We start from the raw sequence: 13,208 nt of genomic DNA on the forward strand, positions 1-13,208 counted from the left end.
GACAACACGGTGGCCGGCGACAGGCAAGCGGAGACGACGGTGCCCACCGAGGCACGGGAGCAGCACGCGCAGCTCGCTGAGCAGATCGAGGAGCACCGCTTCCGGTACTACGTGAAGGACGCTCCCGTCGTCAGCGACGCGGAGTTCGACAGGCTCCTGCGCGCCCTGGAGGCGCTGGAGGAGGAGTATCCCGAGCTGCGCACGCCCGACTCGCCGACCCAGAAGGTCGCGGGCGCGTACGCCACGGAGTTCACGGCCGTCCAGCACCGCGAGCGCATGCTGTCGCTCGACAACGCCTTCGACGACCTGGAGCTCGCCGCCTGGGCCGAGCGCGTCCACAAGGACGTCGGCGCCTCCGTGTACCACTTCCTGTGCGAGCTGAAGGTCGACGGTCTCGCCGTCAACCTCACGTATGAGAACGGCCGCCTCACGCGCGCGGCGACCCGCGGCGACGGCCGCACGGGCGAGGACATCACACCCAACGTGCGCACCATCGCGGAGATCCCGGACCGCCTCGAGGGCGACGGCGTCCCCTCCCTCGTGGAGATCCGCGGCGAGGTCTACTTCCCGATGGAGAAGTTCGAGGAGCTCAACGCCCGTCTGGTCGAGGCCGGCGACAAGCCCTTCGCCAACCCGCGCAACGCGGCGGCCGGTTCACTGCGCCAGAAGGACCCGCGCGTCACCGCCTCCCGCCCGCTGCACATGGTCGTCCACGGCATCGGCGCCCTGGAGGGCTACGAGGGCATGACCCGCCTGTCCGAGGCCTACGACCTCCTCAAGACCTGGGGCCTGCCCACCTCCCGGCACAACAAGGTGGTCGGCGACCTCGACGGCGTACGGCAGTTCATCGCGTACTACGGCGAGAACCGGCACTCGGTGGAGCACGAGATCGACGGCGTGGTCGTCAAGCTCGACGAGATCCGCCTCCAGGGGCGGCTCGGCTCCACCGCGCGTGCGCCGCGCTGGGCGATCGCGTACAAGTACGCGCCGGAGGAGGTCAACACCCGGCTCGTCAACATCCGGGTGGGTGTGGGCCGTACGGGCCGGGTGACGCCGTACGCCCAGGTCGAGCCGGTGACCGTGGCCGGGTCCGAGGTCGAGTTCGCCACCCTGCACAACCAGGACGTCGTCAAGGCCAAGGGCGTCCTCATCGGCGACACGGTGGTGCTGCGCAAGGCCGGTGATGTGATCCCGGAGATCCTCGGTCCGGTCGTCGACCTGCGCGACGGCAGCGAGCGCGAGTTCGTGATGCCGTCCGAGTGCCCCGAGTGCGAGACGCCGCTGCGGCCGATGAAGGAGGGCGACGTCGACCTGCGCTGCCCCAACGCCCGTACCTGCCCGGCCCAGTTGCGTGAGCGCCTGTTCTACCTGGCGGGCCGCAAGGCACTGGACATCGAGCACTTCGGGTATGTCGCCGCGGCCGCCCTCACCAAGCCGCTGGAGCCCGGGGACCCGCCGCTGGCCGACGAGGGCGATCTCTTCGACCTCACCATCGACCGGCTGCTGCCCATCAAGGCGTACGTCCTCGACCAGGACAGCGGGTTGCCCAAGCGGGACCCGAAGACCGGCGAGGAGAAGATCGCCACGGTCTTCGCCAACCAGCAGGGCGAGCCGAAGAAGAACGCGCTCGCCATGCTGGAGAACATCGCGGCGGCCAAGGAGCGCCCGCTGGCGCGCATCCTCACCGGCCTGTCGATCCGTCATGTCGGGCCGGTCGCGGCCGAGGCGCTGGCCCGCGAGTTCCGCTCGATCGAGCGCATCGAGCAGGCCACGGAGGAGGAGCTGGCCGGCACCGACGGCGTGGGCGCCATCATCGCGGCCTCCCTCAAGGAGTGGTTCGCCGAGGAGTGGCACCAGGAGATCCTGCGCAAGTGGAAGGCCGCGGGCGTCCGCATGGAGGAGGAGAGCTCCGGTGAGGACGAAGGCCCGCGCCCCCTCGAGGGGCTGACGGTCGTCGTCACCGGCACCCTCGAACACTTCACCCGTGACGGCGCCAAGGACGCCCTGCAGAGCCGTGGGGCGAAAGTGACCGGCTCTGTTTCGAAGAAGACGTCGTTCGTCGTTGTGGGTGACAATCCTGGATCGAAGTACGACAAGGCGATGCAGCTGAAGGTGCCGGTTCTGAACGAGGACGGCTTCACCGTCCTGCTGGAACAGGGGCCCGAGGCGGCGGCCGAAGTCGCCCTTCCGACCGAGGAGTAGCGAACAGTGGCGGTTGAAGGCCACCCGATTGGCGCATACCAGATGCATACGGGTGGCCGGGGCGCATTCGGGCAACCGTCGACGACCGCTGCCCGTGGAAGCCTTCTGCGGCCTACTGTTGATATGTGCGCCTGCCGTGCCCAGCTGCGGTCGGGGCATCCCCTTTGTTCTGATGGGCCCCAGAAGAACGAAGGGGAAGGGTTTTCCAACGCGGCGCCGCCCGGGATCGTCGGGCAACGGGCCGCGTGGCGTGGGCACCGCCGGCTGTGAGAGGGACGGGAATGGAACCGACCGAGAGCGCCGCCCCGGACTCACGGCTGCGCAGACGCCGCGTCGCCGGCGTCTGGTGGGAGAGGTGGACGGCGCGCTCCGGGCGACATCCGGGCGCGCAGGAGTACGTACCGCATACCGCACCGCAGCGCGCGCCCCTCAACGCAACGCCGCGCCCCACCCTGAACTACCGCGCCTCCGCCGCCCCGCACCCCGGGCTGCCCGACGCCGAGTCCGACCGGCAGCTGTCCTGGCCCGCGCTGCCCGCCGCCGTCGTCGCGGCGGCCGGCTTCGCCCTCGGCGCCGGCTTCTACCGCGCCTTCACCGACAACCACGCCCTCTTCCCGTCCGGCACGGTCGGCTGGGCACTGGCCGTGCTGGCCGGCGTGATCGTCGGCCACCTGGTCCTGCTCGGCCGCGCCCGCTGGGGAGGCGGCACCGGCTCCGGCGCCGCCCTCACCCTCGCCGTCCTGCTGCTGTACGGCTGGGTGCCCGCCGGCATGGTCAGCCTCACCGTCGTCGTCCTGGTCGGCATAGCCCGGCGCCACCGCTGGCGGCAGGGGGTTCTGCACGGCGCGGTGGACATCCTCGGCATCGGTGTGGGCGCGCTGCTGCTGGCGGCCTGCGGGCGGATACCGTCCGTGGAGCGCCCCTGGACCCCCGACAGCTGGACGGTCTACACCGGCCCCCAGGTGGTCCTGGTGGCCGTCGCCTACCTCGCCGTCACCCGTGTCCTGCTCTGGTATCTGCACGCCCCGCGCTCCGGCGGGCTGCCCACCGTCGCCCGGACGGCCCTGGTCAGACAGGGCCTGGTCGCGGTCGCCTTGCTGGGCATCGCCCCGCTGATCTGTGTGGTGGCCGTGGCCAAGCCGATCCTGCTGCCGCTGTTCGCCATCCCCCTCTTCGCCCTCGACTCCACCTTGTGGATAGCCCGCGCCCGCGCCGAGGAGCAACTGCGCGACCCGCTCACCGGGCTGCCCAACCGTCAGTGGCTCCTGGAGCGCATCTGGACCGCCCTGGACGACGCCGAGCGCATCGGCGCCCGGGCCGCCCTGATGCTGATCGACCTCGACCGTTTCCGTTCGGTCAACGACACCCTCGGGCATCTCGCCGGTGACCGGCTGCTGCTCCAGATAGCCGAGCGGCTGCGGGTCGCTCTGCCGCGCGGGGCGGAGGTCGCGCGGCTCGGCGGGGACGAGTTCGCCGTCTTACTGCCCGTCGCCGACTCCACGACCTCGGCGGCGCGGATCGCCCGCGCCCTGGTCTCCGACCTCAGCTCGCCCCTCGACCTCGACGGGCTCACCCTCGTCCTGGAGGCCAGCGCCGGCGTCGCCGTCTTCCCCGACCACGCACTCGACGCGGAGGGCCTGCTGCGCCGGGCCGACGTGGCGATGTACCAGGCCAAGCGGGACCGCACGGCCGTGGAGGTGTACGAGTCCAAGCGCGACTCCAACACCCCTGACCGGCTCGGTCTGCTGGGCGACCTGCGGCGCGCGCTCGACGCGCACGAGGTGCAGCTGCACTACCAGCCGAAGGTCCGCTTCGACGGGCAGGTGGCGGGGCTGGAGGCCCTGGTGCGGTGGGTGCACCCGGAGCGGGGGAAGGTGCCGCCGGACGAGTTCATAGCGATCGCCGAGTCGTCGGGCCTGATGCCGCATCTGACGGAGTACGTGCTGGAGACGGCGCTCGCGCAGGTCGCGCAGTGGCGGGCCCAGGGGCTGTTCGTGCCGGTCGCGGTGAACGTCTCCCCGCGCGACGTCCACACACCCGGCTTCGCCGGGTCGGTCGCCGCCCGGCTGGCCCGGCACGGAGTGCCCGCGGGAGCGCTCCAACTGGAGATAACGGAACACGTCCTGCTGGAGGACCCGCAGCGCGCCGCCGCCACCCTCAACGGGCTGACCGGGCACGGCGTGAAGATGTCCCTCGACGACTTCGGCACCGGCTACTCCTCACTGGTGCACCTGCGCCGGCTGCCCGTCAGCGAGCTGAAGATCGACCGCTCCTTCGTGGCCCGGCTGGCCGTCGACACCGAGGACGCGGAGATCGTGCGCTGCACGGTCGACCTCGCGCATTCCCTGGGGCTGCTGGTGGTCGCCGAGGGCGTCGAGGACGACGAGACCTGGGAACGCCTGCGCGACCTGGGCTGCGACGCCGTGCAGGGCTGGCTGGTGGCCGCGGCGATGCCTCCCGAGGAGACGACGGCGTGGCTGCGGGCCCGCGGCTCACGCGGCTGGCAACGCCCCGCGGCGGCCCTCCCGGCAGCGGCCACCGAGGACTGACCGCTTCCTGCCCGCCCCGGTCCGGCCTGGGCGGACAGCGGTCTCACCTCGCCTGCGCCACGAAGTGGCCGATCAGCAGGTGCAGGTGCAGGTGCAGGTGCAGTTGCGGGCGCCGCGCGCGGCTCCGGGAGGTGGCCGCTGCGCATCAGGGCGCCTTGGCTTCCGCTGCCCCGGACCCGCCTGCTCGATCTCCGCCGCCAGGCGCCGCGTCGGCACCACCGCCGCTCGTTCACGCTCCTGGCGCGCCCGAATCGGCGTGGCCTGAATTCTAGCAGTGCTAGCCATTCTTTCCGTGCTCTGCTACCTTCGCTACAGTTGCTAGCGGCGCTAGGGCGGCTAGCGAGCAAACGAGGGGGATTTCGCCATGACCGTCACCGCCTACACCCTGGCCGTCGTGCTCAACCTGTTCTGCCTGTTCCTCGGGTACCGGTTCCTGTTCCAGCCCGCCTCCTCCGCCGCCGGTTACGGCGTCCCGGCCCGGCCGGACGGCGACGCCGGCGCCTATCTCTCGATCAAGGGCCTCAGGGACGGCGCCTTCGGCGTCCTCGGACTGGCCCTGCTCGCCTTCGCCGGCGCCACCGCCGCGGCCTGGTTCATGGTCTGCGTGGCGATCGTGCCGCTCGGCGACACCCTGATAGTCCTGCGCCACGGCGGAACCAAGGCCGTCGCCTACGGAATCCACTTCGCCACGGCCGTCGTCGTGCTCATCAGCGGCGCACTCCTCTTCGCCGTCTGAACCCGCATCCGCGTCCGAACCCGCATCCGCGTCCGAACCCGCGTCCGCGTCCCAATCCGCGTCCGCATCCGAGAACGCCCACCAAGGAAGCCGGGGAAACGTCATGTCCTTGTTCGTGCCCGAGTTCGACGAGACCGTCATCGTCCGCGACGCCGAAGCCGAGGTCATCGGCGGCGCACCCGTAGGCGTCAAACTGCTCGCCGACAGCAGCGCGTCCGGCGGCGCGCTGTCCACCGTCCGCGTCACCCTCGGGGAAGGCGCCGACGGTGCCCGCCCCCACCTGCACCGCAACTCCGCCGAGATGTTCTTCCTGCTCGACGGCGAGGCGGAGGTCCTCTCCGGCGACGACGTCGTCACCGCCGAACGCGGCGATCTCGTCATCGTCCCGCCGAACCGTCCGCATGCCTTCGCCGCCGCGCCGGGCAGCACCGCCGACCTCCTGATCGTGATCGCCCCGGGTGTGGAACGCTTCGCCTACTTCCGCCACCTCCAGCGCATCCGCCTCGGCGAGGCCACCCCCGAAAGCCTCCTCGCGGTGCAGGAGCTCTACGACACCCACTTCCTGCGCAGCGACGCCTGGGAAGGCCGCCAAAGCTGACGGAAGCCGACGAGCGGGGGAAACCGTTTCACGGGCATGCCGCACCGCCCCCTAGGATTAGGGCCAAACCACACACTCACTCCACCCCAGAGGAACGCTGCATGCCTGGCATCACGCGCGAGGAGGTCGCCCACCTCGCCCGGCTGGCGCGTCTGGAGCTGAAGCCCGAAGAGCTCGAACACTTCGCGGGACAGCTTGACGACATCATCGGCGCGGTCGCCCGCGTCAGTGAGGTCGCCGACCAAGACGTACCGCCGACCTCGCACCCGCTCCCGCTGACGAACGTCATGCGGGCGGACGAGGTCCGTCCGTCGCTCACCCCCGAGCAGGCGCTCTCCGGCGCCCCGGCCCAGGAGCAGCAGCGTTTCAAGGTGCCGCAGATCCTGGGGGAGGACTAACAGCCATGACGGACAACGTCACCATCATCAAGCTCACGGCCGCCGAGACCGCCGCGAAGATCGCCTCCGGCGAGCTCACGGCCGTCCAGGTAGCCGAGGCCCACCTGGCGCGCATCGAGGCCGTCGACGAGAAGGTCCACGCCTTCCTGCACGTCGACCGCGAGGGCGCGCTCGCCCAGGCCCGCGCCGTCGACGAGAAGCGCGAGCGCGGCGAGAAGCTCGGACCTCTCGCCGGCGTTCCCCTCGCGCTCAAGGACATCTTCACCACCGAGGGCATCCCGACGACCGTCGGCTCGAAGATCCTCGAGGGCTGGATCCCGCCGTACGACGCGACGCTCACCAAGCGGCTGAAGGCCGCCGACGTGGTCATCCTCGGCAAGACCAACATGGACGAGTTCGCCATGGGGTCCTCCACCGAGAACAGCGCCTACGGCCCGACCGGCAACCCGTGGGACCTCACCAAGATCCCCGGCGGCTCCGGCGGCGGCTCCTCCGCCGCCCTCGCCTCCTACCAGGCGCCCCTCGCCATCGGCACCGACACCGGCGGCTCCATCCGCCAGCCGGCCGCCGTCACCGGCACGGTCGGCGTGAAGCCGACGTACGGGGCGGTCTCGCGCTACGGCATGGTCGCCTTCTCCTCCTCCCTCGACCAGGGCGGGCCCTGCGCCCGTACGGTCCTGGACGCGGCACTGCTGCACGAGGTCATCGCCGGGCACGACCCGCTGGACTCCACCTCCATCGACGCGCCCGTCCCGCCGGTCGTCGAGGCGGCCCGCAACGGCAGCGTCGAGGGCATGCGCGTCGGCGTGGTCAAGCAGTTCCGCGGCGAGGGCTACCAGGCCGGCGTCATCCAGCGGTTCGACGAGTCCGTCGCGCTGCTGAAGGAACTGGGCGCCGAGATCGTCGAGCTGGACTGTCCGTCCTTCGACCTCGCCCTGTCGGCGTACTACCTGATCGCGCCGTCCGAGTGCTCGTCCAACCTGGCCCGCTTCGACGGCCTGCGCTACGGCCTGCGCACCGGCGACGACGGCAGCCACTCGGCCGAGGCCGTCACCTCCCTCACCCGTGAGGCGGGCTTCGGCCCCGAGGTGAAGCGCCGCATCATGCTCGGCACGTACGCGCTCAGCTCGGGCTACTACGACGCCTACTACGGCTCCGCCCAGAAGGTCCGCACGCTCATCACGCGGGACTTCGAGAAGGCCTTCGAGCAGGTGGACGTCATCGTCTCGCCGACGACCCCCACCACCGCCTTCGCGATCGGCGAGCGTGCCGACGACCCGATGGCGATGTACCTGGCCGACCTGTGCACCATCCCGACCAACCTGGCGGGCAACGCGGCCATGTCGCTGCCCTGCGGTCTCGCCCCGGAGGACAACCTCCCGGTGGGCCTGCAGATCATCGCCCCGGCGCTGAAGGACGACCGGCTTTACAAGGTCGGCGCCGCCGTCGAGGCCGCCTTCGTGGAAAGGTGGGGTCACCCGCTCCTCGAGGAGGCACCGTCGCTGTGAGTGCACTGAACAAGGCCAAGGGCTTCAAGAAGTCCAAGTCCGGCACGTACCTGTCCATGGCCGGCACGGCCTTCGGCGCGTTCGGCGTGGCCAAGCAGATCAAGAAGGCCCGCGCCGAGAACGACACGCTGCGGCTGATCGACGCCACCGTGACCGGGGTCGCGATCATCACCGGCCTGGCCATCCTGTACCGCGAGCTGAAGCGGCTGGGCGACGACGACGTCCTGCTGGGCTGAGAGGGAAGTTTCACCGTGACCACCACGACCGACCTGGTGTCGTACGAGGACGCGCTGGCGTCGTACGACCCCGTCATGGGCCTTGAGGTCCATGTCGAACTCGGCACCAAGACGAAGATGTTCTGCGGCTGCTCGACCGAACTCGGTAGGGACGCCAACACGCAGACCTGCCCCACCTGCCTCGGCCTGCCCGGCGCGCTCCCGGTCGTCAACGCGATCGGCGTCGAGTCGGCGATCAAGATCGGTCTCGCGCTGAACTGCGAGATCGCCGAGTGGTGCCGTTTCGCCCGGAAGAACTACTTCTATCCGGACATGCCGAAGAACTTCCAGACCTCCCAGTACGACGAGCCGATCGCCTTCAACGGCTACCTCGACGTCCAGCTGGAGGACGGCGAGACCTTCCGCGTGGACATCGAGCGCGCCCACATGGAGGAGGACACCGGCAAGTCGACGCACGTCGGCGGCGCCACCGGCCGTATCCACGGCGCGTCCCACTCCCTGCTGGACTACAACCGCGCCGGCATCCCGCTCATCGAGATCGTCACCAAGCCGATCGAGGGCGCGGGCGAGCGCGCTCCCGAGGTCGCCAAGGCCTACGTCCGTGAGCTGCGCGAGCTCATCAAGGCGCTCGGCGTCTCCGAGGCCCGCATGGAGATGGGCCAGATGCGCTGCGACGTGAACCTGTCGCTGCGCCCGCACGGCACCGAGAAGTTCGGTACGCGCTCGGAGACGAAGAACGTCAACTCGCTGCGGTCCGTGGAGCGTGCGGCGCGCTTCGAGATCCAGCGGCACGCGGCCGTGCTGTCCTCCGGCGGCACGATCATCCAGGAGACCCGCCACTTCCACGAGGACACCGGGTCGACGACCTCGGGCCGCGTGAAGGAGGAGGCCGAGGACTACCGGTACTTCCCGGAGCCCGACCTCGTCCCGGTCGCCCCGTCCCGCGAGTGGGTCGAGGAGATCCGCGCCGGGCTGCCGGAGCTGCCGCTGGTCCGCCGTGGCCGGCTGCTCGCCGAGTGGGGCATCTCCGCCACCGACATGCAGTCGATCCTCAACGCCGGTGCGCTGGACCTGATCGTCGCCACGATCGACGCCGGCGCCGACTCGGCCTCCGCCCGCAAGTGGTGGATGGGCGAACTGGCGCGCAGCGCCAACGAGTCCGCGACGTCCCTGGACGAACTGGCCATCACGCCCGAGCAGGTCGCGCGGGTCACCGAGCTCGTCTCGTCCGGCGACCTGAACGACAAGCTGGCCCGTCAGGTCATCGAGGGCGTCCTCGCGGGCGAGGGCACCCCGGACGAGGTCGTCGAGAAGCGCGGTCTGAAGGTCGTCTCCGACGAGGGCGCGCTCACCACCGCCGTCGAGGAGGCCATCGCCGGCAACCCGGGCATCGCCGACAAGATCCGCGGCGGCAAGGTGGCCGCGGCCGGCGCCCTGGTCGGCGCCGTGATGAAGGCCACGCGCGGTCAGGCCGACGCGGCCCGCGTCAAGGAGCTGATCCTGCAGAAGCTGGGCGTCAGCGAGGGCTGAGTCCCGCCGGCTCCCGCCTCGAGTCGCGCGAGATCCACCCAGGGGTGCACCGTGAACCGGTGCACCCCTGCTCGCGTTCCCGGCCCGACGCGCTACGCTCGCCCGCCATGAGTGCACGAACCGACTCCGAACCCCACAGCGACATAGAGGACCCGGACGAGGAGTACGGCACCGAGGACGCCCGCCGGGCCCGCTGGACGGCGACCGGCGCCGGAGCGCTGCTCACCCTCGCCGGCCTCGCCGCGTCCCTCCTGCGCCTCACCGGCTCCGCCCCGGCCCTCGTCCCGGCGTCCTACGCCCTCGGCGCCGCCGTCTGCGCCCTCGCCGCCCTTCTCGGCTCCCGCGGCCGTACCCGGCGCGCGCTGTGGCTGCTGATCCTCGGGGTGATGGTGATGGCGTTCGGCGACCAGTCGGACTGACCCGCCCGGCACCGGCCCGCCCGACGGTGACACGTGCCCGACGTGCCCTGACAACACGGCCGTTATTGTCCTGTGATCTGCCTCCCACTCCGGTGAAACGACCCGCGAACGCGTCAAACGATCTTCGGTGCCTGCGAGAGTGTCCTGGCATTGCTCATACGTTCTTTGCGGGCTGTTCAGGTCAAGCACGACTGTTCACGACTGTTCCCGGTCAAAGATCCACAATTCACCCCCGGGAGCGCGTCGGTGGCAGCCCTTGCACGTTGGTGTGTACGCAACCGCCTCGTCACGTTCCTGCTCTGGCTCCTCGTCCTCGGCGGGACGGCCGCCGCCGCCGTCGTCACCGGCTCCGCCTACTCCAACGACTACGAGGTCCCCGGCACCGAGTCCGGCCGCGCCACCCAGCTGCTCACGGAGGGCTTCCCGGATCTCGGCGGGGACAGCGACACCGTCGTCTGGCACACCGACTCGGGCACCGTCCGCGCCGCCGACGTCGAGCAGAGCATGACCCGCACGCTGGAGAAGATCGCCGACCTGCCCGGCGTGGCCTCCGTCGCCGGCCCCTACGACGACCAGGGCAGGGCACAGATCAGCAAGGACGGCCACACGGCGTACGCCACCGTCGTCTTCGAGGACCGCGCCGAGGACATCGACCGCGGCGAGGCGCAGGCCGTCGTCGACACCGCCAGGGCTGCCGCGGGCGACGGGCTCCAGGTCGAGCTGGGCGGCGGCGCGATCGCGCTGACCGAGTCCTCCGGCGGGCATCTCGCCGAGGTCGTCGGCGTGGTCGTCGCCGCGGCCGTGCTCTTCCTGGCCTTCGGCTCGCTCGCCGCCTCGCTGCTGCCCATCGCCACCGCCCTGGTCGGCGTCGGCACCGCGTACGCCGGGATCGTGCTCCTCGGACACGCCATGACCGTCGCCGACTTCGCGCCCATGCTCGCCATGCTCATCGGGCTCGGCGTCGGCATCGACTACGCGCTGTTCATCGTGACCCGGCACCGGCGCGGGCTGAAGCGGGGGCTCACGGTCGCCGAGGCCGCCGTCAACGCCGTGACGACGACCGGGCGCGCCGTCGTCTTCGCGGGCGCCACCGTGTGCATCGCCCTGCTCGGCATGCTGATCCTGCGGCTGAACTTCCTCAACGGCGTGGCGATCGCCGCCTCCCTCACCGTCGTGCTCACCGTCGCCGCCTCCGTGACGCTGCTGCCCGCCCTGCTGTCCTGGATCGGCATGCGCGCCCTCAGCCGCCGCGAACGCCGCCGCCTCGCCGAGCACGGGCCGCAACCGGAGCTGCCGACCGGCCTCGCCGCCCGCTGGTCGGCGTTCGTGGAGCGCCACCCCGAACTGCTCGGCGCGCTCGCCCTCGTCGTCATCGCCGTCCTCGCCCTGCCCACCTTCGCCCTGCGCCTGGGCACCTCCGACCAGGGGAACGCCCCGACGTCGGCCACCACCCGCCAGGCCTACGACCTCCTCGCCGACGGCTTCGGTGCGGGCGTCAACGGCCCGCTGACCCTGGTGACCCGCGTCGACGGCGCCGAGGACCGGCTCGCCCTGGACAACCTCGACGCCGCTCTGCGCACCACCGAGGGCGTCGCGTCGGTGACGCCGGTGACCTACGACTCAAGCGGACACACCGCCTGCCTCACGGTCGTACCGGAGTCCTCCCCGCAGTCGCAGCACACCAGCGAGCTCGTGGACCGGCTGCGTGCCGAGGTGTTGCCCCGGGCCGAGGCCGGCACCTCTCTCGACGTGCAGGTGGGGGGTGTGACGGCGGGCTACGACGACTTCGCCGACGTCATCGTCGGCAAACTGCCGCTGTTCGTGGGCGTCGTCATAGGCCTGGGCTGTCTGCTGCTTCTGCTGGCGTTCCGGTCCGTCGGCATCCCGCTGAAGGCCGCCGCGATGAACGTCGCCGCCGTCGCCGCCGCGTTCGGGATCGTCGTGGCCGTGTTCCAGTGGGGCTGGGGGAGCGAGCTGCTGGGTCTCGGCCGCGCGGGGCCGATCGAGCCCTTCCTCCCGGTCATCATGGTCTCGGTCCTCTTCGGCCTCTCCATGGACTACCAGGTCTTCCTGGTCAGCCGGATGTACGAGGAGTGGCTGGAGACCGGCGACAACCGGCGCGCCGTCCGCGTGGGCCTCGCCGAGACCAGCCGGGTGATCAACTCCGCCGCGGTCATCATGATCTCGGTCTTCCTTGCCTTCGTCCTCAGCGGCGACCGGGTGATCGCCATGTTCGGCATCGCGCTCGCCGCCGCTGTCGCCCTCGACGCCTTCGTCCTGCGCACGCTGCTCGTGCCCGCCCTCATGCACCTGCTCGGCGGCGCCAACTGGTGGCTGCCCCGCGGGCTCGACAAGCGGCTGCCGCGGATCAGCATCGAACCGCCCGAGTGCCGCGCGGCCCATGAGAGGCTCGCGGAGGTAGTGGAGGCACTGGAGAAGGAGCCGCGGCCGGATGTACGCGATATCGCTGGGTGACGACGGAGCCGAACTGCGCCCCCTGGAGCTCTGGCACGCCGAGGAGTTCCTGGCGCACCTGGAACGCGGCCGGGAGTTCATCAACCAGTACGTCCCCTTCGGCTCGAAGGCCGAGGACGTGGCCGGCGCGCGCGAGGTGCTCCAGCGGTACGCCGACATGCGCGCCGCCGACACCGGCTCCCTGCACGGCATCTGGCTGGACGGCACGCTCGTCGGCGGGGTGCTCTTCCTGAACTTCGACGCCGAGGCCGCGAACTGCGAGGTCGGCTGCTGGCTGGAGCCCGCCGCCACCGGGCGCGGCCTGATCACCCGCGGCATCCGGGTACTGATCGACTTCGCCGTGGACCAGCGTGGCATCGAGCGGATCGAGTGGGTCGCGTCCGCCGGGAACACGCCCAGCCTGAACGTCGCCCGGCGGCTGGGGATGACCCGCGACGGCGTGCGCCGGCAGGCCTACCCCTATCGTGGGGTGCGGCACGACCTCGAAGTGTGGTCCGTGCTGGCCCAGGAGTGGCGCGACGCACGCGCGCGCGGCGCTCACAACGATCATTAAGGGA

11 protein-coding genes are annotated in these 13,208 nt (G+C 71.1%); all 11 read left to right on the forward strand.

The window, feature by feature from the left end; all coding sequences use genetic code 11:
• Nucleotides 1-9 precede the first annotated feature (9 nt).
• A complete protein-coding gene (gene ligA / locus ACZ5SK_RS24180) occupies nt 10-2,202 on the forward strand; it encodes an NAD-dependent DNA ligase LigA (RefSeq protein ID WP_334577040.1) in 2,193 nt (730 codons plus the stop codon).
• A 281-nt stretch (nt 2,203-2,483) separates the two neighbouring features.
• Nucleotides 2,484-4,751 carry a putative bifunctional diguanylate cyclase/phosphodiesterase gene (locus ACZ5SK_RS24185; RefSeq protein ID WP_334577039.1) on the forward strand — a complete coding sequence of 756 codons (2,268 nt, stop codon included), beginning with the start codon at nt 2,484-2,486 and terminating at the stop codon, nt 4,749-4,751.
• A 364-nt stretch (nt 4,752-5,115) separates the two neighbouring features.
• The gene (locus tag ACZ5SK_RS24190; protein ID WP_334577038.1) at nt 5,116-5,487 is read left to right on the forward strand and encodes a DUF4267 domain-containing protein; all 372 of its coding nucleotides are present in this window, start codon (nt 5,116-5,118) and stop codon (nt 5,485-5,487) included.
• 103 nt (nt 5,488-5,590) lie between these two features.
• A complete protein-coding gene (locus ACZ5SK_RS24195; protein ID WP_334577037.1) occupies nt 5,591-6,085 on the forward strand; it encodes a cupin domain-containing protein in 495 nt (164 codons plus the stop codon).
• A 101-nt stretch (nt 6,086-6,186) separates the two neighbouring features.
• Nucleotides 6,187-6,483, forward strand: a complete 297-nt coding sequence (gene gatC, locus ACZ5SK_RS24200; protein ID WP_007384860.1) for an Asp-tRNA(Asn)/Glu-tRNA(Gln) amidotransferase subunit GatC — start codon at nt 6,187-6,189, stop codon at nt 6,481-6,483.
• Nucleotides 6,484-6,488: 5 nt separating this feature from the next.
• Nucleotides 6,489-7,991, forward strand: a complete 1,503-nt coding sequence (gatA, locus tag ACZ5SK_RS24205; protein WP_079659317.1) for an Asp-tRNA(Asn)/Glu-tRNA(Gln) amidotransferase subunit GatA — start codon at nt 6,489-6,491, stop codon at nt 7,989-7,991.
• Nucleotides 7,988-8,227, forward strand: a complete 240-nt coding sequence (locus ACZ5SK_RS24210) for a hypothetical protein (protein ID WP_334577036.1) — start codon at nt 7,988-7,990, stop codon at nt 8,225-8,227. Before gatA ends, ACZ5SK_RS24210 begins: the two co-directional genes overlap by 4 nt.
• A gap of 15 nt (nt 8,228-8,242) precedes the next feature.
• On the forward strand, nt 8,243-9,757 hold the full coding sequence (gene gatB, locus ACZ5SK_RS24215; RefSeq protein WP_334577035.1) for an Asp-tRNA(Asn)/Glu-tRNA(Gln) amidotransferase subunit GatB: 1,515 nt from the start codon (nt 8,243-8,245) through the stop codon (nt 9,755-9,757).
• A 107-nt stretch (nt 9,758-9,864) separates the two neighbouring features.
• Nucleotides 9,865-10,176 (forward strand): hypothetical protein, encoded by a 312-nt coding sequence (locus ACZ5SK_RS24220; protein ID WP_334577034.1) that lies wholly within the window; start codon nt 9,865-9,867, stop codon nt 10,174-10,176.
• A 246-nt stretch (nt 10,177-10,422) separates the two neighbouring features.
• Nucleotides 10,423-12,651 carry an MMPL family transporter gene (locus tag ACZ5SK_RS24225; RefSeq protein ID WP_468417718.1) on the forward strand — a complete coding sequence of 743 codons (2,229 nt, stop codon included), beginning with the start codon at nt 10,423-10,425 and terminating at the stop codon, nt 12,649-12,651.
• Nucleotides 12,629-13,204: a GNAT family N-acetyltransferase gene (locus ACZ5SK_RS24230; protein WP_361705178.1), complete on the forward strand. Its 576-nt coding sequence runs from the start codon at nt 12,629-12,631 to the stop codon at nt 13,202-13,204. The genes ACZ5SK_RS24225 and ACZ5SK_RS24230 overlap by 23 nt, the downstream gene beginning before the upstream one ends.
• Nucleotides 13,205-13,208: the final 4 nt, after the last annotated feature.

The organism is Streptomyces sp. NPDC031474 (assembly GCF_055581185.1).